We start from the raw sequence: 21,802 nt of genomic DNA, 5'->3' as shown, positions 1-21,802 counted from the left end.
TTTATCCCGGTCTTAGGTTTTTATGTCCAGGATGGACGGTATGTCCGCGAAGGCAGGAGCCGAGAGCGGACGCATGCCCAGGATGGACGGTAAAATCTTAAGTTAAGTTATCCTTTCTTAAATTGTTCATTTTTTTTAATATGCTATTTTTTAGAAATGGATAGCATGAGCACGTTATACATAGTTTTATTATCCTTCTTACTACTATGTGTTGTGAGTGCTTACGTCATTGCATCTCTGGATCGAGAAACGGATTATTCACAGCTAAAAATGGCCTTAAATATTAATTTCTTCCTTTATGCAATAAGGTTCATTTTCGCTGAAAGTAGAGAAATGGATATCATCCTCTTTAGTCTAAAGGTTGTTCCTCTTTATTATCTTAGTAATTTCTTTTTAGATAATCGCTTAAAGTACTATCGTAAGAGAATATCTGTCTTCTTTGTCTTAGGCCTTGTTGCCGGAGGCATTCTTTTTTCTCTTAATACCAAAATAATGTATTATACACTTCCTATTGCCTTAGGAAGCTTCACTCCTGGTATATATGCTCTTTATTTCTATGGAAAGAGACTTACAAATTTAGAAAATATTTTCTATTTTGGAATCTTTAGTGTTGCTGCTATTGTCACTCTTTCATTTTGTTTAAGCTATGAAATTCCTGGCTCTGCTATTTGGGGGTGGAGTGCAGGAGTATTAACTTTTATCTCCATTATGATGGGAGTGTTAGTTAAAACATTATCTAAGAAAGTCGAAGGGGATCACAAACTTCAAGAAGAACTAAAGCTTATTAATGCTATTTATAAGTCAGTTATTCACGATACTTCAAATGATTTAAACTTCCTCTCCTTAAGCCTTGCTAGAGCATTGCGAGATAAGAGTTTGAGTTATGTAAAACGGGCCTACGATCGACTTAGAGAGCTTATTAAGTTTAAAGAAGAAATGAGAAAGCAGTTTGATGGACAAGATAATTATTATGAACTCAATCCTGTCGATGTATTTAAGTGCGCTATCTCACGTTACGAAGAAGGTTTTCATGAGAAGAATGTGCAATTCATTACCACTGCACCAATAAAGAAAGAAGAAATATCCCTACCCATAAGCAAGGAGAGTCTTGTTAATTCTGTTTTGGGCAATTTATTATCTAATGCTCTTAAGTTTACTGACTCTGGTCTTAAGGTTTATTTTTCTATGGTGATAGACCATCATTTCATCTACTTCAGTATTATCGACTCCGGACAGGGGATACCTGAGGATATCGTAAAGTCAGTTCAAAGTTTTTCAAAAGTTCGCTCTAGTGCAGGGACAAATAAGGAGACGGGCAGTGGGATGGGGCTGAGTATAATATGCTACATCGTTAATCGAATTGGTGGTGAAGTTCAATTTTATAGATTGGAGCGCGGAACTAAAGTTGTGGTTAAGATTCCTTATACAAAAAGTCTTTCAAATCGACCAATTGATGACTTGGAGCAGGGTGATTTTATAAGTGCTCGCTATTAAGTCCCTGATATCTTCTTACAGTAATAGTAATTTTAAGTTTTTCAAGGTGTAATTATGGATATGAAAGCACTACTTACTCTACTTATTACAACTTATGTGTTGGCCGCAAGTCCAGCTACGATTTCTCAATTTTCAAATTCTCTAGAAAAGAGCCATGGATTAAAACTTGGTCGGCTAGATGATGTTGCTCAAAAGGTGCGTATTCGTAAACCTAACTTCTTTGAAAAGTGGATGATGAATAAATCAGGGGCCGAAGCAACTTATAATGATAAGACCAATACAATTGTTCTAAGAGAGAAAAATTGGCGCGGTAATCGAATTGTGGGGCTTTCAGACTTTCCAATGGGACAAAAGTATCAATTTACAATCTTAGCATCAACTGTCTTTCATGAAATGATGCATGCGGATTTTGATGTTTTAATTAAAAACTCAAATAGTCGTTCAGCAATTGCTCTTAAGAATGTTGAGAATTGGTTTCGTAAAAATATTAGAGGGGTAAACGCCCACGTTGCAGCCCACGAGTTCTTTGGTTATACGGCATCTGATATCATCACTGGTTTAAATATGGATATTCAGGATATTCTTATGAATCATGGTATCAATTATCAACAAGAAAGATGCTTTGGTAAAAAGGGCCTAAAGAGAATTAAAGATAGGCTATTTCCAAGTGGAGATATTCGTTTTATTGATACAAAAAATGTTTCTCAATATTCATTAAAGCTTACTCCTCGTTCCGTTTTTATTAAAGGAAAGGGAATAGATCTTAAAGACACGAGTTTTCCAGACTCATATCGAGCAGGGATTTATGAGCATTTCATTGCTGAATATGGTGCGCCTAAATCATCAAAAGATCTATTAGACTTCTTAGAGAGAGAGTATGGTGATTTATTACGCCGCTGTTATCAAGATATTTAATTTGTTAAATGTAAGTTGCACGATCCGTTTTTTCAATGGAAAATATCTCTAAGAATTTTTGGAGAATTTTTTAATTGGAAGTCAGTAATAAAGCGTTAAATGCATACTTTGATGGGATCAAGTCCATGGGGGATTCGGTTGACGAATTTCTGTATGAAATTTCTATGCAGGATAAAAGCCTCACAGATGAAAAAGGACGAATTTCTTGGGAGGATTTCAAGTTAATTACAATTGCTTTTGCAAATCGTTACGAAAATTATACCGAGATTATTAACGAAACAGGTGTCGCAAATAAAGTTATCAAGCCTATTTTTGATACTATAACTTATTTTGTTAGCTATAGCTTATTATTTAATTTCTTCTTGAAGCTTTCATTTAAAATCTTTTATTCAAATGTTAAAGTGTCCTCAAGAAAAATCAGTTCAGACACCTTTCATTTAATATTTACTTTTGATCACTCTGATCAGATCTTTCATGAGTTTATCAATATGTATGTTGATCTATTTCGAACGGTTCCAATGAACTTCTTAGGAGCAAAAAGTCCTTCTAGAGTAAAGTTTAGAACTCTTGATAATAAAGTCATCTATACTGTTTCTAATCCAGTATTTGCTAAGTTTAGCTTACCAAATTTCTTTTATAATCTCTTCTTTACTAAGAGGAAGTATAAAGAGTTAATCTTGCAAAATATTGAATACTCTAATCAGTTGGAAGAACAAAATCTTGAATTGGAAAATTATCGAAAAAAATTAGAATCTTTAAATGCGGATCTAAATTTAAGTAATAGAACGTTAAATCATGATATAGCCAATAAGTTATTAAGTCTTGAGTTTGCAAAGAAAAAGATAAAAAGAGGGGATTATGAACAGGCCATAGATCGAATCGATCGTTTTTCAAAATCTGTTCTAGGTATAATTAATAATTCAAAAGGTCGAAGTTTTAAACATGATAAAATCTACGAATTTTCTGAGATTAATTTATACTCTCTCTTGTTAGACTCTGTTACTGAGTATGAAGATCTTGCTCATCAAAAAGGTATACGAATTATTCATGACTTTAAAATTGATGATAATTTAAATATTTATACGAATAAAATAGCTCTTCAGAATAATCTAATCTCAAATATTATGTATAATGCTATTAAGTTTTCCAAAAAAAATGGGAGTATTGTATTTTCAGCGGAAGTTCTTGAGGAACAACTATATCTAAGAATCATCGATTTTGGTGTTGGAATCCCACAAAAAAAAATTGATCTTATAAAGATGAATAGCGGTGCTATTGATTCAACAAAGGGGACTGAAGGGGAAGCTGGAACAGGTCATGGTATGAGTATTATTATGGATACTGCTGCTGCACTTGGTTTTAAAGTAAATATTTCTTCAAGTTTAGATAATGGTACATCTGTTGAGTTATCTAAAAATATTGCTCATGAGGATAATGATTATTCAAATATTCTTTTTTTAAAGAATTAGCTCTATATAGGCCATTCTTAAGTGTTTTTCTCGAAAAAATGACCTAGGTGTTTCTTGTATTTTTTATGCTGCTTTTTCAAATCCAATATTTTTAGCTTCATTGCATTTTTTTAACATTGATAAATACCTCGTTTTTGTCATTTTTATATTCTCAATAATTAAATCTAAATTATCTAATTTCTCTACCGCTTGATATGCTTTTTCTACATGTTCAACATCTTCGTTCGAATGAATAAACATAAATCGCGTAGTAGGTTTTCCATGTATGGAGATGAGCTTATCAATGTATTCTTTAGGAACAGAAGCAGCAAAAGCTTCAAGAATAAGAACCCATCCAAGGACACTTTCTCCAGAATACTTTTGTGCAAGAAAAAACTGTGATTGATAAAAAAGCTTTGTTTCTTCAAATTCAATGAAGTTTTCTATTTTGAACCCAAGTCGTTTTAAATCACCCAATGCTAAATTCTCATGGCCAGCTTCTTCATCAGCATGTTCTAGCCATCTTTTTGCCATATCTGATTTTTTACTCTTTTCTGCACAAAAAAGAAGGATATCCTCAGAGCTTGAAGTATAAAAATATGTTTGTGCCAGCCAGTTTGCATATACTTCACGAGATTCTAAGTTCGCTGCCATAAAGAAATCGATCATTTCAGCAACTTCATTATCAACTAATTTTTTTAGCTTGCTCATAAATTTTCTCCTTGTCAGATAAACTCTTAATTTTTTCTTTGAAAGGTTGATAGAGGCTATTAATTGCTTTTGCTAGCTTTTCATCTTCTATATCTGGAACAGTTTTGTAGTTCATATGTAAAAAATCACAAAATAAACTTTTATATATAATATTTTGAATAATGATTTCACCATGGACCCGACCTTTTAAACTTGCTTGGTTTGTTTTTACAATAGGTGCGATCACATGTTCTGCTTGAAGATCACGAATGATATTCATAAGTACTTGCTTTAGGCCTTCATAAACATCAATTTCGAAATGGCCTTGTCTAAAATTAGGGTGGACAGTTAGAAGCTCAACACTCCATGTTTTTTGAAGTTCTAGTTGCGTAAGTGTCTCTAATACTTCATTTGGCATATTAGTGAAAAAAGAATGATGTCGGTAAGCTAACAAAGTATAATCGTACTTACTCATTGCACAATATCCAATAGGCTTCATTTCGTGATAGAGCAAAATATGTATATCTTGTCTTAATAGTGAATCAGAGGGGAATACCTCATACTCTGTGAATATATTTTTCCATACATCCATATAAAGCTTAAAGGCTTCATTTATAGCAAATGAGTTTATGGACGAGTTCATTATTTCATCTTTTAAAATAATGTTCATTGATATATTCATAAATTTTATTTTAGTAAGGAAAGGCTGGCCATAGGGATAATTATTTTAGACCTCGAGTTTTCAATACCTTATATATGAAATAAACTTGTTTTATTTACTTTGGTGTGCCACTATTTTATGTGTATGTTTTACACATCAAACTGTCTATACTTACTTATATGGTAGATAAGAACATATGAACGATTTACAAATCTCAAGTGTCGTTGCAAATATTCTCATGGGCTCTCTTAAGAAATTCAATATTGAGAGAGACGAGTTCAACGAGCTCTACAGAGAACATTTTGGTAACAAACAAAAATATAGCAGTGTAAGTTTTCTTAATGAATACTTCGCAAAGCTACGCAAGAGTTATTCTGATGAAGAGATCGTTCACATTATTGCTATAGAGGGAATTCATTCAGACGAAATCGCATTATTTAAAAATCTCGTTTTTAGCTTCATTTCACATAAGAACCTATATCGTTTTCAATCGAGGCTAGTTCTTCCTTATCTATATAAGGGAATAAAGTTAAAGGTAGAATTTCGAGATCGAAAGATCATATTAGAGCAAATAAATGAAACTCAAGAAAGAATTGATCCAATATTTTTTAAAGTATATCTCGAGGTTTATCGCAATTTTCCTGTAATCATTGGAAGAAAATCAGCAGTTATTTTATTTGAAGAAATTACATCTAATTCTTTAAAATTAGTTTTAAAGCCTGCATTAGGAAGTAATATCTTCTCTTCTTTTTTCCTATATATTCGTACTAGAAGTGCTCATTTTGGTGCAAGATCAAAGTACTTAAAATTAATTAATGAGCTAAAGGATGAAACAGACAGAAAAAACGAAGAGTTAAAGCGTTTAAACATGATGTTGGATCAATCTTTAAAAGAAAAGTCCGTTCTAGTTAGAGCGATGGGCCACGATGTAAATAACTCTATTTATGCCTCTCAGCTATTATGTCAAAGACTTGAGAAGAAGCTAGAAAATACAAAAGAACTAGAGTTAGTTAAGAAGCTTACAAACCATATTAATATTATTCAAACCATCTCAGCTAATACTTTAAAAAATGAAATGGATGAGGACCACATCTTAAATGAATATAGTTATGAAAAGGTTTCTACCATTGTTCATGAATTAGAAGAGATCTATCAAGAGCAATTGACTAGAAAACAAATTCAGGTGAATTTTAAAATTGATGTGGAAGAAGAGATTATTCAAATCAATAAATCAGTCTTTTTATATAATATCTTATGTAACTACTTCTTTAATGCCATCAAATATTCTTCTGTTTATTCAGAAATTGATGTTGAAGTAAAGCAAGTAGGAGATTGTTTTTCTTTCAGCATTATTGATTATGGAAAAGGAATGAATGTTGAAACTGTGCAACAGATAGAAGGAACTTTAGGTGAAAAGGGATATGGCCAGGGGATGATCATTGCTAAGAACCTTCTTGCAAAAATGTATGGTGAAGTAAAAATTTCAAGTGAAGTAGGAAAGGGAACAACGATTACTTGTGTAGTCCCTCGTCTGCTATCAAAAAGCTCAATTTCTGGAGTTTCATTAAATCACTAAAGTAACTATCAATTGTAAATATGCATCGTCTTATTTCTTTGCTAAACTTAATTCATGAAATTTAAGCTCAGGGATTATCAGGTTGAAGCTGTAGAGCGTGTTATTTCACACTTTCGAAAAACCAAGGATCCATCTCTCATTGTACTTCCTACTGGTGCCGGAAAAAGTCTGGTGATTGCTGAACTTGCAAGAGTTGCTAAGGGAAGGGTCCTTGTATTGGCCCACGTAAAAGAGCTTGTTGAACAAAATCATGCTAAATATGAATCCTATGATTTAAAAGCGGGGATCTTCTCTGCTTCAATGAAGAGAAAAGATTATAACGATAAAGTAATCTTTGGTTCAATTCAATCAGTGGCCAGAGCGGACGATAAATTTTTTAAAGACTTTTCTTTGATAATTATAGATGAATGTCATCGCATCTCTCTTGAGAAAGAAACTCAATACCAACAAGTTTTTGAAAAGATAAAGAAGGCCAATGAGAAGGTTTTTTTCTTGGGCCTAACTGCGACACCATATCGCTTGGGAATGGGGTGGATTTATAATTATCATTACCATGAAATCCTTCGAACAAATGAAGAACGATTCTTTAAGTTTTGCCTCTATGAGCTACCATTAAGTTATATGATTAAAAATGGCTATCTAACGAGGCCGATTAAGATTGATTCTCCTGTTGCTTGTTACGACTTTTCTAAGTTAGAAGTAAATGAAGATAGTGGACGCTATTTAACTCAAGAAATCGAGAAGATTTTAGAAGATTCCGCTCGAGTGACTCCTGGAATTGTGAAACATATTGTACAAGAAGCAAAAGATCGCCGTGGTGTTATGCTTTTTACCTCTACTGTAAAACATGCCAATGAAGTTCTTTCTCATTTACCTGAAAATGAAAGTGCTATCGTGACAGGAGAGACACCTCAGGAAGATCGAGACTTATTAATTACTCATTTTAAAAATCAAGAAATTAAGTACCTGGTCAATGTCTCTGTTCTAACCACAGGTTTTGATGCCCCTCATGTGGATCTTATTGCAATTCTTCGTCCAACAGAGTCAATCAGTCTCTATCAACAAATCGTTGGAAGGGGCCTAAGACTTTTTGAAGGCAAGCAAGACTGCTTAATTTTAGACTATACAGGATTGGATCACGATATTTTCAAACCAGAAGTTGGGGAAGTAAAACCGAGTGGTGATACACAAGAGGTTCAAGTGATGTGTCCGGATTGTGGGCATGCAAATATCTTCTGGGGAAAAATGGATAGTGAGGGAAATATCACTGAACATTACGGCCGAAAATGTCAGGGAATACATCTTGATGAAGTAACAATGGACGTTCAAGAATGTGGCTTTCTCTTTCGCTTTAAAAGCTGTGATAATTGCGGGCAAAGTAATGATATTAGTGCTCATATTTGTGCCCATTGTGAACATGAGTTGCGTGATGCAGATAAGAAGTTAAAAGAGGCCATGCAGCTTAAAGATGCTCATATAATGCGAGTAGAGGAGATGTTCTTTAAGCAATACCAAGGTAAGAAAGGACGATCTCTAGAAGTTAGTTATTTTGATGTAAATGGAGAGTCTTTAAAAGAGTATTTTCAGTTAAATACTCAGTCACAACGCATGGCCTTCTATCATGCTTTTGTGAAAAAACACCTCAAGCGAAGTGATTTGAAATATAAAGTTGATGATATTGAAAAAGTTATTCAAGATCGTATGTTCTTTAGAAAGCCCAAATTTGTAATTGCTCGTAAGAAGCAACGATTCTGGCAAGTTAGAGAAAAGATATTTTTAGAAGAAATAAATAGTAAACGCTATTTATAATCTGCGGGAAATTCTAAATAGCTTCTGCATTGCTAGCTCTCCTAAAGTTTCGGAAAACATTTCAAAGAGTGTATCTGGTATTGATGACTTTTCTCCTTTCCAAAAACTTTTAGAAAAGAAGAGGCAACGTCCATCGCTTAATTGTCTAACATTTATTTCACCACGTAATCCTTTTAAGAATCCTTTATCAAAAGTGAAGGGATAGACACCCGGTTTTTTAATACGTGGAATCTTAAAAGTTAGAGACATTGGAAATGGCATTAATGTGTGATCAAGATAGAGATAGATTTGTTTTTTCTTCTCTGAATAGCCAGATAATTTAACCAGATCAATATATTCATTGAATTTCTCATAACGAGAAAGTTTTCGCAGTGCAGTCTTACACTTGTTTGGATGGATGCCATATATTTGGTAATCTAAACTTTGTTTATTTCCTTCGGTCTTTACGATGGATTTACGATAAATTCTTTTTTTATCTACTAATATTTCCTTAATATCAGGGTTAATCCCTTTGAAATCAGAGGCATAGGCCTGATTTGAAAATACTAATAATTGGCAAAAAAGCGCTGTAATTATAAATGGTTGACGCGTTGTAACTTTCAAGGCCTTTAAGTTTCCCTTATTCTTTATACTGATTACATTATAGCACGAAGCTAAGATAGGGGAAAAGTTAAGGATGGGACGCAGCATTGAGTCAGTTAAAAGAAAAGGGAAGACGAAAGACGCAGTCATTGAGAGTAAAGATCAAAGATGGCACTGTCGAAATCGTATCACTCTCGTTTTCGGATCCAACGATATTGAAGACTTAGAGACTTATGTCTATGGTGATAAATCTGTTGATTTTCAGACAGTTAAGTTTCACCAGGCCAAGTCTAAAGCAATAGAAGAGTTACTAGATAATTGTATCGATGAGTATTATCGTGGCCACGTTACAGAGGTTCACACTTCATTAAGTGAAGATGGAAAGACGGTAACAGTAGCAGATAATGGAATCGGATTTCCACTGGATAAGGTAAAACAGGTTTATTCTGAATTTAGAACAGGTTCTAAGTTTAAGGATGAAGAAACTGACGAAAAAGGTTTTCTTCACAGAACATTGGGACAAAATGGTCTTGGTGCAGCTGCTACATGTTTAACGGCCGATGAGTTCAATGTAACAATTAAACACTATAACTCTAAAAAAGAGCAGACAACGAAGTTTATCGATGGTGCTCTGAAGATAACACAAACAAAGCCTAAAAAGTTTAAAGGCGCTTCTGGGGTATCGATTCAGGTTACTCTCGCCAAGGAAGTTTATAAAGATAATAAAATTGATGAGGACCTTTTAAGAAAGCGTATTATCGACCTTGCTTATAATAATCCAGGTCTTGCTTTTTACTTTAACGGTGAAAAGTATCACTTCACTAAAGGGCTATTTGAGCTTTCACAACGTATTGACGAAGAGAATGCTCATGACTTTGGTGTTCATTCATATGTTTATGAAACAGTAAATACAAAGAAGAAAAAGGTAAAGGGACGTATCGATATGTCTCTTTCATTCTGTATTGATAAAAGTAGTGAAGAGCGTGAAAGGTTTATTTCATTTGTAAACTCTACACCTACTTATGATGGTGGTTTCCACCATGATCGAGTTCGTCGTATCTTTATCAATGCCATAAAAGATAAGTTAGAGAGACAAGCTAAGAAAGAAAAAATCAAGCTAGTTGATAACGATGTTCTCTCAGGTCTTACTTTTGTCCTTGGTATTACAATGCCAAACCCAAGGTTTGAGTCGCAAACAAAGCGTAAGCTTGTACGTGATACACACCTTGAAAAGGCCCTTGAAGAATTCATGGGTAAGAATATTGATAAATTTATGAGAAAGAATAAGGACTATCTAGAAGTAGTTCTTGAAAGAGGTAAGTCTCGTCATAAGTACCAAGTTCTAAAAGAAGCCGCTAAGAAGGCCCGTAAGCAAAAAAGGCAAAGAGTTGAAAAACTTCTTGATGCCAACGAGAGAAAGAAGCGCGATCTTTGTACTCTTTTCATTTGTGAGGGAGATTCAGCAATTGGTGGTTTAAGATCTGCTCGTAATAAGCTTTATCAAGGAGGGATTGCCCTTCGAGGTAAGCCAATGAACGTTGCACAAGCAGGTATTAAAGATATTCTAAATAACCAAGAATTTTCAGATATTATGGCCTCAATTGGCCTGGCCCTAGGTCAAGAAGTTGAACCAAAGAAACTTCGTTATTCAAGTATTGTCTTCCTGGCCGACTCAGATGTTGATGGTGGCCATATTAATACACTCTTAACGAATTTCTTCTACCAGTTTTGGCCGGAGTTATTCGAGATGGGTGCTATTCAGATTGCAAAGGCACCTCTTTTTGAGGTTATCACTGATAAGAAGACACTTTATTTTGAGTCAGAGAAAGAATTAGATCAATTTAGAGATTCAGGTGAAGCTAAGATTAAAATGATTCACCGAAATAAAGGGCTAGGGGAGATGTCTCCTGAAGCTTGGAAGTACGTTCTCTCAAAAGATGAGTACACAAAGATAACAATTGATAATAATGCTAAAGCTAAAGAAATGTTAAATATCTGCTTTGGTAAAGACACAAACTTAAGAAAGGACCTTCTATTAGATGAAGCCGAGTCTGAGATCATGTCTGAAGTTATCGAAGAGCAAGAAAAGGCCCCTGCTAAGAAAAAGCCTGCTAAAAAAGCAGCAAAGAAAGTTGCCAAAAAAGCAGCAAAGAAGAAGGCTGCAAAGAAAGTAGCGAAGAAGACGGCAAAAAAGACGGCAAAGAAGAAAACTGCAAAAAAAGCAGCAAAGAAAACTGCTAAAAAGGCCAAGAAGAAAGCAAAGAAAGCAGTTGGTAAAAAAGCGGGCTCAAGCCTAGCAGATATGATTGATTATCTTGATTAAAAAAGTATTAGGAAGGAAATAAATAATGCAAGAAACTTATCTTCACTCACTTGAGTCTATTAATTTAGAAGATATTGTAAGAGATGAATACCGCACATATCAGATCTATACCTTAATGGATCGTGCCATCCCTTATCTACAAGACGGCCTAAAACCAGGACAGAGAAGGATTTTATATACTCTTTGGAAAAATCAATCAAAGGGGCTTTTAAAAGTATCAGCTGCAACGGGATTAGTTCTAACTCTTCACCCACACGGACCTGCATCGATTGAATCTGCCATTGTTAATATGGCACAAGATTATACGTTCTCAAATAATTACCCTCTTATCGATAAGAAAGGGTACTTCGGAGAACGTATGGAAACCGATCCAGCGGCCGGAAGGTATATTGAGTGTAAGTTAGGAAAGTTTTCTGAAATTCTTTTATTTGATGATATGAACCAAGTTGAAATGGTTCCTAATTATGATGAGAGAACAATGGAGCCAGTAGGGCTTCTACCAAAGCTTCCAATTATGCTACTTAATGGAGCAGAGGGGATTGGAACTGGTTTTTCTTCAATGATTCCAAGTTTTCACCATAAGGATGTTATCCGATCGATGATCCATTGTGTAGAAAAAGGAAAACCTCGTAAGATGAAGCCTTATGTGCACAATTATTCACTTCCAATTCATGAAGATAAGAAAACTGGAAAGCTAACCTTTGATATGTCTATCGAAGAAAAAGGCGGAAAGTTTTTTATTACTGAATTGCCACGTGGTTATGATGCAAAAAAGATCTATCGTCACTTAACGAAGTTTATCGATAGTGGTTTTATAAAAGACTTCGTTGATGCATCAGTTGATAACGAAATTAATATTGAATTACTTTTCAAAAAAGGCCAGGAAGTAACGCTAAAAGAGGTTACTGACACAATTGGAGTAACATCTTCACTATCTCCAAACTATACTCTTATTTCTGAAAGAGGAGTTAAGATCTTTGAGCGTGCTGAAGAGATTATTGAGATCTTTACGCAAGAAAGACTTAAGGTCGTTAAGCGTCGATATGAACTTCTTTGTGAAGATCTTAAAGATTCAATTACAAAAAATAATGAGATCATCAAATTTATTAAGAATAAAGAATACGAAAAGGCGACAAAGTCAAAAAACAGAAAGTCATTTGTTGAGTATCTAGAGAAGAAGAAATATGTCTACTCTGATTACCTTGCAGATATGCCTATTTATCGTATGACAAAAGATGAAGTAGAAAAGCGTAAGCTCATGGTTAAAGATGAAACGAAGAAGCTGGCCGAGTATACAAAAATCGCAAAGTCTCCAAAATTAATTGCCAAGAAGTTAATCGAAGAGCTAAACGATGTTGATACTAAGTTGACTGATTGGATCAAGAAAAAAGATCAAGAGAAGCAGAAGGTTCTAAAGAAAATTGCTAAGGATCAAGAAAAGCTTGGAAAGAAGAAGGCAAAGAAAAAGGCCGTTAAAAAGAAGTCTAAGTAATCATCTCGAAAATGAATAAAAAAATCCCCAGCAAGAGTGCGGAACCTATGCTGGGGATTGTTCATGTCAATACGCCAATTTGACAAGAAGAAGTTGATATATACATATTACATAATAGTTGTTTAGTAGGACAACTTAAGAAATTCTTAAAGTAGGGAAATGATCGCTTTACTCTAAAAATGTCTAAGTTATTAAAATGAAATATATTTCCCATAAAATTTTTTTTGTGAAATATTCATAATTCTGCTAACCTATTAATATATATAGGTTCTTTTGATTCATGGAGGAATGCAATGAGCTTGACCAAAGCTGATATAGTTGAACGAGTTTACAAGGAAGCAGGGTTTTCTAAAAAGGAAGCTTCTGACCTAGTTGATCTAGTGTTTAAGGTAATTAAAGACACTTTAGCACGTGGTGAAAAGGTGAAAATTTCTGGTTTTGGAAATTTCTCAATTCGCGATAAGGCATCTCGTGTGGGGCGAAACCCTCAGACAGGTGAGGCGATGGAAATTTCTGCTAGACGTGTTCTTACGTTCAAACCATCTCAAGTACTAAAAGAAGACATCACTGGACGTTATGCTCATCGTATTGATGAAAAGGGTAAGGAAGATACTTCTATTGCTCCTAAGGAAGGTAAGCCACAAGCGCTTAGCTCTTTCTTAAATAACGATGATAGTAAAGATGATGAAAATGAATTCAATGGATTTTAATCAATGTTAGAGAACTTAGATATCCCACAAAAATCACTTTTTAAATTAGATGAAGTTTGTACGATCGTCGGTGTAAAGCCGTATGTATTAAGATTCTGGGAAAGTGAATTTGAAGAAGTTTCACCCCTTGTTTCATCGACTGGACAAAAGTTATTTGAACAAAAAGATATCCAAATTCTTGCAAAGATTAAGTCATTGCTTTTTGATAATAAATTATCAATTGATAAGGCCAAGCTAGTCCTAAATGGAAAGCTTGATCTGGAAAAAGCAACTAAGCCTAAGAAAGTTGTAGCAAGATCAAATAAGCCAATTAAAGCTGTAAAGTCTAAAATGGCAAATTTTGATATTGATCTCGATAAGCTTGAACAGGCACGTGGCATTCTGAAAGAATTGAACCTAAAGAGTCAAAGTATTCAACAAAGAAATAATTGGATCTAAAGAGGCGGCTTGGGCCGTCTCTACATCCTCTTCATTCTTGAGTTGCGATAGATGAGAGATGATGGTCTCTTTACTATTTTCTATTATTGAGAGTATCTTCCCTAAGTATTGTCCATAGACAAATCTTAAGTTTTCACAGCCATATTTTTCGAAGAAATGTTTTTGATATTCTAAATTACGTTTTAACTCATTAAAGCATTGAGTTTGTCTTGTAAGCCATGGGTTTACTGCCGATTCATGTTCACTAAGTTTCTCATCTTCTAGCTCACATAAATCATCTAGAAGTTGAAATGCAACTCCCATATGATGACCTAGTCGGTGAAGTGCTTTGGCCTGTTGAAATGTCGTATTCTCTGTTTGGAGATATGCTCCAACAATGGCCAGTTGAATGAGTCTGGCCGTTTTAAGTTTATGGGTAAGAACGAGATTCTCAAAATTTTCAGTCATTTGGTGATCAAGATCTAGGGCCTGGCCAAGGATTAGTCCTTTTGCTCCTAGACACCAGTGAGCATAATTTAATATTTCATATTTATTATTACATTTAATTTTATTAATAAGATTAAAGCTTAATCCGTGAAGTGCATCTCCGGCCAATAAGGCCTGCCACTGACCAAATTTTGCGTGTGTCGAAAGTCTACCGCGACGATATTGGTCGTCATCCATGCATGGCATGTCATCATGAATAAGTGTATATGTGTGATGGATTTCTAATGCGCACGAGAAGCTCTTAATTGAATTATGTGCATCTTTGTTGTCTAAATTGATACCAAAGTCCATGGCCGTTGCATATGCCAAGAGAGGGCGAAATAGCTTACCAGCAGGAAGAAGAGAATAGTCATAAATTTCATGGAAAAAATTTTGATAACTATGTTTTTCTATTAGCTCTTTTAGGTCAGCTTCGATATGCTGCCTTGCGTTTTTAATATCCAGATTATTCGTCGTTTGCATCGATTAAAGATGCTCTAATTTGTCTTAGTAGTCAACTAGAACTATGGACTATGGCTTTACGATAATTGGTGTTCCAGGGTTTCCAAGAGTACCGTTAATTCTCATATGATAGAAGCCTTGTTCGTCTGGTTGACCGTTTCCTAAAATAAGATTCAAAATAGCAAATTGTTCAATAAATTCTGGAGAGAACTTAACTTGTGCTTCAATCTCTAACTTCGATCTTTTAATATTGATTTTATCCAGGTCAATAATCCCACTGGCCTTAGCACGGATAGGTGAGTCTTGAGTTCCAAGAATAAGCTCTTTTATCTCAATTGGTCCACCATCAGATGATGCTTTTAAAGATAGGTTATTAATTGCTAAAGTTGGAATTTCAAAACTTTGAATGATCTGTGATGGTATAACTAAGTCTTTTGAACGTAGATATATATCGAGATCTTTAAGTGATTTTAAATCAGTGCTAACAAGGGCCTCTATATCGATATTTCCATTGATTGAAACTGGACCCAGCATTGGCCTAAGTGATTCTAGATTAATTCTTGTCTCTTCTAATTTTAGATACTGAGTAGAGAAGTTATGAATTGATTTAATATTCAATGTACTATCAAAACCATTGATTTTATCGATTTTAGAAGAAAAGCTAATTCCAATAGGAGCGACACTTGGAAGACCAAGTGATACGTTAGCAGATTTTATCGTTAGAGCATCTGGTGTACGTAAGCAGCGTCCAGAAACTTCAAGCCCTGACAACTCTAGGCCAGGTAAGAAGTAACTTAATTGTGCTTTCTTATAGAATATTGGACACTGGCGATTCTTTTTTAGGCCACTTTGTAATAGCCCATATATTTTATCTTCAAAAGAGAAGTTTGCTAAAAACCCTATAATGACTGAAGTGAAGGAAAGGACAATAATAAGAAATATTGTTTTCTTATTAAGCTTATAAGTTTCTTCTTGTATATTATTTTCGTTCTTACTCATCGTTTCTTGCATTAATCGGCCTTCGTATAAAACTCAAAAGTAAACTTTCCAGAGACAAACTTTGTGTCTTTCGTACGTTCTAATTCTACTTCTGTAATAATTACTTTGAAGCGTCTATGTAATTCATTGAGTAGACCTACGAGGGCCTTATTTGTAAATTTGTTAATCATAAGATTTGTTTCGATTCGACTAATAGAGCCACCAAGGTTTGAACGACTAAAACCATCAACTGAGACTTGATTAGATTCGATATCAAAACGAGTTAGAGAGTTACTTAACATTTGTACAAAGTCCGGCTTTTCATAGATCTTTGCATCAGATATTATTCCACCTTCTTGAGTTTTAAGTTGAACATTTCCTTCCTTAAAACTAATGATTGAATCTTTAAGCTCCAGTCTTGTCGTTAATTCATTTTTTTGAATCGTTCTAAAAATAAAGACACCGGCCAAAAGTAGAATAGGGATAATAAGAGTTACAGCAGAGAAGAATTGATTGATAATTCTTTGTTCTGTTTCGGAAAATGCTCTTAATTGATCAGCTGTTGATTGAAAGAAGTTAGATGATCTTGCTTCTTCAATTTGCTTATCAATTGCAATATCAATTTCTTTAAATAAACTTTTATCACTCATATTCTATTTGCCTTTAAAGCTAATGATTACGCTACTTTGTTTTGACTCGTCTATATTTGCTTCGTTAACATTTAATTTTTTTAGAACCTTGATGAGTTGGTCGCGATCTCGTTGCGTCTTTGTGTTGAATTCAGCATAACCGCTAGTGAGGTCACCACGATACTTTGTTAATGAAACTTGAGTATTTCTTTTAATTGCTTCAGTTACTGTGTGAAGGTTTTTAAGTGCACTTGAAGTAGGGACACTTTCTAATACTTCTAAATCGATATTAATTGCCTTGTTCTTACGCTCAACAATCTTTTGAAGTCTTTCTGGTTTTTTTCTTAAGTAAGCAGTTTGTTTTCTTGTTAAATTTAGATCACTTGTTTTAATAAGTTGTCTTATTTCACGGTTAGTTGTCTTTATGTCATTGTTTATGAAATAGAATGATTCAACGAGAAGGCCTGCAATTATAATGAGACAAACAATTGCAACACGATAAAAAGAAAAAATTGTATTTTCTAGTTTGATTCCATCTTTTAGGGCCGAGGCAAATTCTTTAGTAAAGAAATTCTTTGCTGGTTCTTTGAAAGCATTAGTCGCACCCATTGTGTAACCAAGCGTGAGGGCATTGTACTCGTGTGTTGATACCATCTTCTCAAGACCCGGTGACATAAATTGAGAAACACTAACTTTTAATCTTTCAGTAATATAATTATCAATATTTTTAATATTTGCACTTCCACCAGTAAGGTAAATATGCTCAATACTTTGACCTGTCTTTACTCGATGGCCTAGAAGCCAACGATCAATTTGTGACAGTAGATCCTTAAATGTTTGATGCATCATCAGTGCGAAATCTTGTTGCTCTTTTGTAACACTATCAAGCTGAGACTTTGTTAAAAAGAAGCTATTTTCATGCTTGAAGATACGCGCTTCACTTGGCCCAATGTCATAAGTTTTAGAGATCGCCTCATCAATTGCGGCACCTGCAACGTATGAAATATGGTGTGTATAAATAATTCCATTATAAACAAGATACGCCTTAGTTGTTTCGTGACCGATATCTAAGATACATACATTTGATTCGATTTTCTTTTCTTCAACGAAACTTTGATAAACACTTAACTCGGAAGTTAGGTTAGAAGGTACTGTATGATAGGCTTGTAGGAAATTGCGATATGTTGCAAAAACATTCTTTTCTGCAATTTGTACAATGGCAGAAAATTGCCCATTAATTTTCTTATAGAGATTCACAATATAGTGAGTATCAATAATATTAAAAGGAAGATCCTCTTCAAGTTGAAAAGGGATCATAAGCTCAGCATCTTTTTTATTCTTTGCTGGCAAATCAAGATAGCGATTTGTTAAGAACTCATTTGGTAATTGAGTGATAATTCTTCCATGGAAGTTTTGATCCTGGAGGTATCCAGAAATAATTCTTTGTTGTAACTCATGAATAGAGATATCAATTTCATTTGGCCCTCTAACATCTTCAAGTAGAATCTCTTCTAACTCTTCAATGATGAATTTCTTCTTTTGAACTCGGCCTTCAATAAATTTGATACTGTACGTACCACAGTCAATAACTAAAATGCTCATAAATTTATTTTACCAAATTTCAATAACTTTGCTGTTACTTTTTATAATGAAAATTTTGCCATGCAAAAGGAGGGAAGTTAGTATGTACGGATTTCTACAACTCTTGGCCTTAGAAGATAGTATTTACTTTCTTCATTTTGTTGCTGCTGACCTTGAGTAGTCTGGTTTGTTCCTTGGTTATTTACTTGGCCATTATTAGAGCCTTGATTGAGTGAACCAGTTTGTCCTTGTGAGTTTGTTGAAGGTGATTGAGGCTTGATTGGTAAGTCGATAAAAGCAGTCAACTTATAGGTAGAGTTTCCATAAGTGCCGATGGACTCAAGTTTAAATAATTTTCCACCAGTTCCAATAACAATGTCAGCATCTGCAAACTCTTTAATTCTCTTATCATATTCACTTGCATCGATGGCACCAATTCGCCCCGTGAGAAGAGCTTTAAAGTCCTTTTCTGTTTTAAAAGGTGTTGCCGTAATACCTGACTCTTCATCTCCGTCACGGTATTTAAAAAACTCTTCAAGTGCCACATCTGACATTTCTGGAAAGAGAACTTTTAATTGATTAAGAGTGATTTCATTGACGTTAATTACAGATACGTTGTGAATGCTAATACGGTCTTTAATTAAGTTTACGATTTCATCATCCCAGCCAGCTAGAGAGTAGAGCTCGTCTGTTGTCTCAAATGCTGCATGTTTTGCTTCAATTCCCTCATTTTGATAAGTTCTTTGAATATCGGCCTTCTCAGGCTCATCGTAATCATTTTCTCCAGATACGTAATATTTCAATTCTTTTACTAGTAACCTGGGATCTAAATTCGAGTAGTGTAGAGCGAATGTTTCACTATTTTCAATCTCTTCTCTAAAAGTTTTCTCAAGCATTTCAATAAAAGTTTTTTCCATAAACTCATGTGGCTTTAGTGACTGGCCACTTCCTTGTTGCGATGAGCTGCTCTGAGAAGAGCTATTGGCATTTTGATTGATTGGCTTAATAACTCTTAGTGTATTAGGGTTTAGAAATCCTGTAATCGATTTTAAGCTAACTGAAAGAGTCCCCTGAATGAATGATTCATCTTCAAACTCAGCAATCGCATTCTTTTGTAGGGCCGACATCTCTCCAGTTGTAGGAATTGGAATCATAAATGGCTGTGTCGCAATCGCTTCAATATCACTTTTTGAAATAGTATTTTGAAGAGAAGTATTATCTTCTAATTTATTCCATGCTTCACGATACACTTTTAGAATTGAAAGAGCATATTGTAGACCTGCTTCAGCATTTAGCTTTGCTTGGGCCTTATCAACTTGGTGCTCAATGCGAATTTTGTTAAGCTTTGTCTCATAAGTAAATTGTGCTAAGAGAACAGTCAAGATAGCAACCACCGTTGTTACCATGATAATAGCAATACCGGAATTGTTCTTTAATATAATGTTAAAAGTGCTATTTTTTGACTTCATATTTCTCTTTTAAATCTTCAGTTGTATCAAACGTAGGCCATAGGACTCTTACTGTTCTTTCTATCTCAAATTCATCGCCATTTTTTGAAACGTAGTCTAGGTTCAGTTTTATTAGTCTTGGCGTATTTCTTAACTTATTTAATTCTTTTAATGATGCAACAAATTTTTCTTTTTCTGGGCTATAAAACTCAAAGTAAAAATCCCTTAAGTTATTAATGACAGCGTACTCTTTTGCATCTTCCCAATCTAGCTCTGTATCATAGAGGTTTTGTGAAATTACTGTTCTAGTTAATGAGTAAGGAGCTTCTTTATTCTTTTCTTCTTCATCAACTCCTGATGTTTCAGTTGTTACAACGCGATATCGAACCCAAATCAAATTAGACTGCTTTGAGTTTTTTATAAGTCTTCGGTTTGCAGAAGTCATAAAAATTAGCGAGCCTTTCTCTTCATTAATAAGAATAGGGATCGGAATATTACTAGATGATAAATTATCAAAGTTCTTATTTTGATAGAGGTGAGAAGTCATCACTGGAGGATTCGTGTTCTGAGTTTGAGACTGACTCTGGCCTTGTGTTTGTGAACCTGGTTGTCCACTTCCAAGTTGTGAGCCTGAAGTACTTGAGCGCTGGCTTTGCTGATATGTCTTAGCAAATAATTTATTATCTTCTGACTTTTGTGATTCAAAATATAGAGGAGAGTGGATTAACTCGAGGTCTCTTTGAATTCGCATAAGACCAATTTCTAATTGAAGTCTTTCTCTGTCTTCTGAAGTTATTCGTTCGTTTGTTGTGGCACTACTATCGACAATTTGATAAATGGCCGTCATGAGAAATGAAAGAATAGCAATAGCAATTAAGACTTCGATTAATGTGAAGCCAGCTTTATTTGCTAATATCTTTTCATCTCTTTTATAAACCATTTATTTGAACTTTGTATTTTTCGTTTGAGATCCAAGTACTTAATGAAAATGACTCTTCAGTCGTTTCGTCTTTTACTGTTACACGAACCTGCCAAATTAGTTTTTCTAAATTATCTTTAACAACTGAAAAAATTTGTTTTTGAATAGAGTTGTTACTGTCATCTCCATCTTCAGGAGTTTCTTGACCTGTAATTTTTTCGTAATCGGGAACAATAAACTTATTCCATTCTACGCTGTAGCTAATATTTTCGTTTTCTTCAAACTTTCCTGTTTCAGCTTTTAAAGTTAGGCTTTCTTTAAGCTCTGGTGGGTAGGCCACTATTTCATTGACCTTTTTAACAGCGTATTCACGCAGAGTGATCTCTGAGCGCATCTCTATTGAGTCTGTAATATTTAGACCTTGTGCTGTAATATATGCAGTAATGAATACTGCAAATATAGCAAGTCCTATAAGAACTTCAATTAATGTGAAACCAGAGTTGTTTTTTAGTTGCTTAACCATTCGTCATACAATTCGTTTGCTTTTTCAATTAACTTCTCAACATAGTCTTCGTTTCCAAAGTTGACACCTTCAAGTGCTATATACTCTCTATTAATTACTTGAGAGTATGGCTCGGTTGAAAGAGCAACCATTTCTTCTTCTGTTGCTAAGATAATTATAACAGAATCTTTTTCACCTGTCGGGTAAAAGTAGACGAAAGGTTTTCCCGTTGTATGGAGTTTTTGTGTCAGGGTGCTTCCAACGGCGACAATTTTAACTGCACCACTAGGCGTAAAGTCATCGGCGTTAAACTCTGGCAGAGGTGTGAAGCGCCCAGATGACTTCATCTCTTCTTGTTCTTCTTCGGTTAAATCATCAAAGTTTCTTGTGCCCTCTATGTCGATAACAAAGTCATTACTTTGGGCAATTTCAAGAGTTGGTCTCTGATCAAGTTCTTCTAAAGGAAAACCAAGACGAATAAATTTATTTTGAAGGCTTGCTTCATCACTAGAGAAGCGAATAATGCGTTCAATATTATTGATTGTTTCATCGAGATTGCGGCGACTTGAAAAAGAGGTTCCCACAACCATGTAGAGCAGTAAAGATGCTAAGGCCATGGATACCAGAATTTCAATTAATGTAAAACCTGATTGTCCATGGCCTCTATGCATGATTACCTT

Annotated in this window: 20 protein-coding genes; 9 read left to right on the top strand and 11 right to left on the bottom strand. The window is 34.5% G+C overall.

Annotated elements, in window-relative coordinates; all coding sequences use genetic code 11:
* Nucleotides 1–165: 165 nt before the first annotated feature.
* The 3 genes from BALOs_RS10135 to BALOs_RS10125 all read left to right on the top strand — a co-directional run bounded on the left by BALOs_RS10135 (nt 166) and on the right by BALOs_RS10125 (nt 3,878).
* Nucleotides 166–1,494 carry a sensor histidine kinase KdpD gene (locus BALOs_RS10135; RefSeq protein ID WP_162929647.1) on the top strand — a complete coding sequence of 443 codons (1,329 nt, stop codon included), beginning with the start codon at nt 166–168 and terminating at the stop codon, nt 1,492–1,494.
* A 54-nt stretch (nt 1,495–1,548) separates the two neighbouring features.
* A complete protein-coding gene (locus tag BALOs_RS10130) occupies nt 1,549–2,409 on the top strand; it encodes a hypothetical protein (RefSeq protein WP_120405103.1) in 861 nt (286 codons plus the stop codon).
* 74 nt (nt 2,410–2,483) lie between these two features.
* The gene (locus BALOs_RS10125) at nt 2,484–3,878 is read left to right on the top strand and encodes a HAMP domain-containing sensor histidine kinase (RefSeq protein WP_120405102.1); all 1,395 of its coding nucleotides are present in this window, start codon (nt 2,484–2,486) and stop codon (nt 3,876–3,878) included.
* Nucleotides 3,879–3,941: 63 nt separating this feature from the next.
* Here the strand turns inward: BALOs_RS10125 and BALOs_RS10120 are convergent, their stop codons facing one another.
* Entirely contained in the window at nt 3,942–4,568 is a 627-nt protein-coding gene (locus BALOs_RS10120; RefSeq protein ID WP_120405101.1) for an iron-containing redox enzyme family protein, read from the bottom strand.
* The gene (locus BALOs_RS10115) at nt 4,543–5,229 is read right to left on the bottom strand and encodes a hypothetical protein (RefSeq protein WP_162929646.1); all 687 of its coding nucleotides are present in this window, start codon (nt 5,227–5,229) and stop codon (nt 4,543–4,545) included. The genes BALOs_RS10120 and BALOs_RS10115 overlap by 26 nt, the downstream gene beginning before the upstream one ends.
* 175 nt (nt 5,230–5,404) lie before the next feature.
* Here BALOs_RS10115 and BALOs_RS10110 point away from each other — a divergent pair, with 175 nt between their 5' ends.
* Together BALOs_RS10110 and BALOs_RS10105 are read left to right on the top strand one after the other, a co-directional pair.
* Nucleotides 5,405–6,784, top strand: coding sequence for a sensor histidine kinase KdpD (locus BALOs_RS10110; protein WP_120405099.1), 1,380 nt, complete (start codon nt 5,405–5,407; stop codon nt 6,782–6,784).
* A gap of 54 nt (nt 6,785–6,838) precedes the next feature.
* Nucleotides 6,839–8,593, top strand: coding sequence for a DEAD/DEAH box helicase (locus tag BALOs_RS10105; RefSeq protein ID WP_120405098.1), 1,755 nt, complete (start codon nt 6,839–6,841; stop codon nt 8,591–8,593).
* Here the strand turns inward: BALOs_RS10105 and BALOs_RS10100 are convergent.
* Nucleotides 8,588–9,196 carry a hypothetical protein gene (locus BALOs_RS10100; protein ID WP_115363600.1) on the bottom strand — a complete coding sequence of 203 codons (609 nt, stop codon included), beginning with the start codon at nt 9,194–9,196 and terminating at the stop codon, nt 8,588–8,590. The two genes, BALOs_RS10105 and BALOs_RS10100, sit on opposite strands and share 6 nt — an antisense overlap.
* A 73-nt stretch (nt 9,197–9,269) precedes the next feature.
* Here BALOs_RS10100 and BALOs_RS10095 point away from each other — a divergent pair, with 73 nt between their 5' ends.
* The 4 genes from BALOs_RS10095 (at nt 9,270) to BALOs_RS10080 (ending at nt 14,138) form a co-directional block, all read left to right on the top strand.
* Nucleotides 9,270–11,498, top strand: coding sequence for a toprim domain-containing protein (locus BALOs_RS10095; RefSeq protein WP_120405097.1), 2,229 nt, complete (start codon nt 9,270–9,272; stop codon nt 11,496–11,498).
* Nucleotides 11,499–11,523: 25 nt separating this feature from the next.
* On the top strand, nt 11,524–12,990 hold the full coding sequence (locus BALOs_RS10090; protein ID WP_115363596.1) for a DNA gyrase subunit A: 1,467 nt from the start codon (nt 11,524–11,526) through the stop codon (nt 12,988–12,990).
* A 299-nt stretch (nt 12,991–13,289) separates the two neighbouring features.
* Complete coding sequence (locus BALOs_RS10085) at nt 13,290–13,700, top strand: integration host factor subunit alpha (RefSeq protein ID WP_115363751.1); 411 nt, start codon at nt 13,290–13,292, stop codon at nt 13,698–13,700.
* 3 nt (nt 13,701–13,703) lie between these two features.
* Nucleotides 13,704–14,138 (top strand): MerR family transcriptional regulator, encoded by a 435-nt coding sequence (locus BALOs_RS10080; protein ID WP_115363594.1) that lies wholly within the window; start codon nt 13,704–13,706, stop codon nt 14,136–14,138.
* On the opposite strand, the gene BALOs_RS10075 is transcribed toward BALOs_RS10080, so the two are convergent.
* From BALOs_RS10075 to BALOs_RS10040, 8 genes are all read right to left on the bottom strand, one after another.
* Nucleotides 14,097–15,086, bottom strand: a complete 990-nt coding sequence (locus BALOs_RS10075) for a polyprenyl synthetase family protein (protein ID WP_120405096.1) — start codon at nt 15,084–15,086, stop codon at nt 14,097–14,099. The genes BALOs_RS10080 and BALOs_RS10075 overlap by 42 nt on opposite strands.
* A 48-nt stretch (nt 15,087–15,134) precedes the next feature.
* A complete protein-coding gene (gene gspN / locus BALOs_RS10070) occupies nt 15,135–16,076 on the bottom strand; it encodes a type II secretion system protein GspN (protein WP_120405095.1) in 942 nt (313 codons plus the stop codon).
* A complete protein-coding gene (locus BALOs_RS10065; RefSeq protein WP_115363588.1) occupies nt 16,076–16,693 on the bottom strand; it encodes a hypothetical protein in 618 nt (205 codons plus the stop codon). The genes gspN and BALOs_RS10065 overlap by 1 nt, the downstream gene beginning before the upstream one ends.
* 3 nt (nt 16,694–16,696) lie before the next feature.
* Nucleotides 16,697–18,274 carry a pilus assembly protein PilM gene (pilM, locus tag BALOs_RS10060; protein ID WP_120405094.1) on the bottom strand — a complete coding sequence of 526 codons (1,578 nt, stop codon included), beginning with the start codon at nt 18,272–18,274 and terminating at the stop codon, nt 16,697–16,699.
* Between the two features lie 77 nt (nt 18,275–18,351).
* Nucleotides 18,352–19,722 carry a type II secretion system protein GspK gene (locus tag BALOs_RS10055; RefSeq protein ID WP_120405093.1) on the bottom strand — a complete coding sequence of 457 codons (1,371 nt, stop codon included), beginning with the start codon at nt 19,720–19,722 and terminating at the stop codon, nt 18,352–18,354.
* Complete coding sequence (locus tag BALOs_RS10050; RefSeq protein ID WP_120405092.1) at nt 19,706–20,641, bottom strand: type II secretion system protein J; 936 nt, start codon at nt 20,639–20,641, stop codon at nt 19,706–19,708. Before BALOs_RS10050 ends, BALOs_RS10055 begins: the two co-directional genes overlap by 17 nt.
* The gene (locus tag BALOs_RS10045) at nt 20,631–21,143 is read right to left on the bottom strand and encodes a prepilin-type N-terminal cleavage/methylation domain-containing protein (protein WP_115363580.1); all 513 of its coding nucleotides are present in this window, start codon (nt 21,141–21,143) and stop codon (nt 20,631–20,633) included. The genes BALOs_RS10050 and BALOs_RS10045 overlap by 11 nt, the downstream gene beginning before the upstream one ends.
* Nucleotides 21,128–21,793: a Tfp pilus assembly protein FimT/FimU gene (locus tag BALOs_RS10040; protein WP_120405091.1), complete on the bottom strand. Its 666-nt coding sequence runs from the start codon at nt 21,791–21,793 to the stop codon at nt 21,128–21,130. The genes BALOs_RS10045 and BALOs_RS10040 overlap by 16 nt, the downstream gene beginning before the upstream one ends.
* Nucleotides 21,794–21,802 lie beyond the last annotated feature (9 nt).

The organism is Halobacteriovorax sp. BALOs_7 (genome assembly GCF_003612895.1).
Lineage (GTDB): Bacteria > Bdellovibrionota > Bacteriovoracia > Bacteriovoracales > Bacteriovoracaceae > Halobacteriovorax_A > Halobacteriovorax_A vibrionivorans.
This window is presented reverse-complemented; position numbering and strand designations above follow the sequence as displayed.

Bases quoted from the DNA above. Each gene is read 5' to 3' on its own strand.
- BALOs_RS10135 (WP_162929647.1), top strand. From the start codon at position 166: ATGAGCACGTTATACATAGTTTTATTATCCTTCTTACTACTATGTGTT.
- BALOs_RS10130 (WP_120405103.1), top strand. From the start codon at position 1,549: ATGGATATGAAAGCACTACTTACTCTACTTATTACAACTTATGTGTTG.
- BALOs_RS10120 (WP_120405101.1), bottom strand. From the start codon at position 4,568: ATGAGCAAGCTAAAAAAATTAGTTGATAATGAAGTTGCTGAAATGATC.
- BALOs_RS10115 (WP_162929646.1), bottom strand. From the start codon at position 5,229: ATGAATATATCAATGAACATTATTTTAAAAGATGAAATAATGAACTCG.
- BALOs_RS10110 (WP_120405099.1), top strand. From the start codon at position 5,405: ATGAACGATTTACAAATCTCAAGTGTCGTTGCAAATATTCTCATGGGC.
- BALOs_RS10105 (WP_120405098.1), top strand. From the start codon at position 6,839: ATGAAATTTAAGCTCAGGGATTATCAGGTTGAAGCTGTAGAGCGTGTT.
- BALOs_RS10095 (WP_120405097.1), top strand. From the start codon at position 9,270: ATGGGACGCAGCATTGAGTCAGTTAAAAGAAAAGGGAAGACGAAAGAC.
- BALOs_RS10090 (WP_115363596.1), top strand. From the start codon at position 11,524: ATGCAAGAAACTTATCTTCACTCACTTGAGTCTATTAATTTAGAAGAT.
- BALOs_RS10080 (WP_115363594.1), top strand. From the start codon at position 13,704: ATGTTAGAGAACTTAGATATCCCACAAAAATCACTTTTTAAATTAGAT.
- BALOs_RS10075 (WP_120405096.1), bottom strand. From the start codon at position 15,086: ATGCAAACGACGAATAATCTGGATATTAAAAACGCAAGGCAGCATATC.
- gspN (WP_120405095.1), bottom strand. From the start codon at position 16,076: ATGCAAGAAACGATGAGTAAGAACGAAAATAATATACAAGAAGAAACT.
- BALOs_RS10065 (WP_115363588.1), bottom strand. From the start codon at position 16,693: ATGAGTGATAAAAGTTTATTTAAAGAAATTGATATTGCAATTGATAAG.
- pilM (WP_120405094.1), bottom strand. From the start codon at position 18,274: ATGAGCATTTTAGTTATTGACTGTGGTACGTACAGTATCAAATTTATT.
- BALOs_RS10055 (WP_120405093.1), bottom strand. From the start codon at position 19,722: ATGAAGTCAAAAAATAGCACTTTTAACATTATATTAAAGAACAATTCC.
- BALOs_RS10050 (WP_120405092.1), bottom strand. From the start codon at position 20,641: ATGGTTTATAAAAGAGATGAAAAGATATTAGCAAATAAAGCTGGCTTC.
- BALOs_RS10045 (WP_115363580.1), bottom strand. From the start codon at position 21,143: ATGGTTAAGCAACTAAAAAACAACTCTGGTTTCACATTAATTGAAGTT.
- BALOs_RS10040 (WP_120405091.1), bottom strand. From the start codon at position 21,793: ATGCATAGAGGCCATGGACAATCAGGTTTTACATTAATTGAAATTCTG.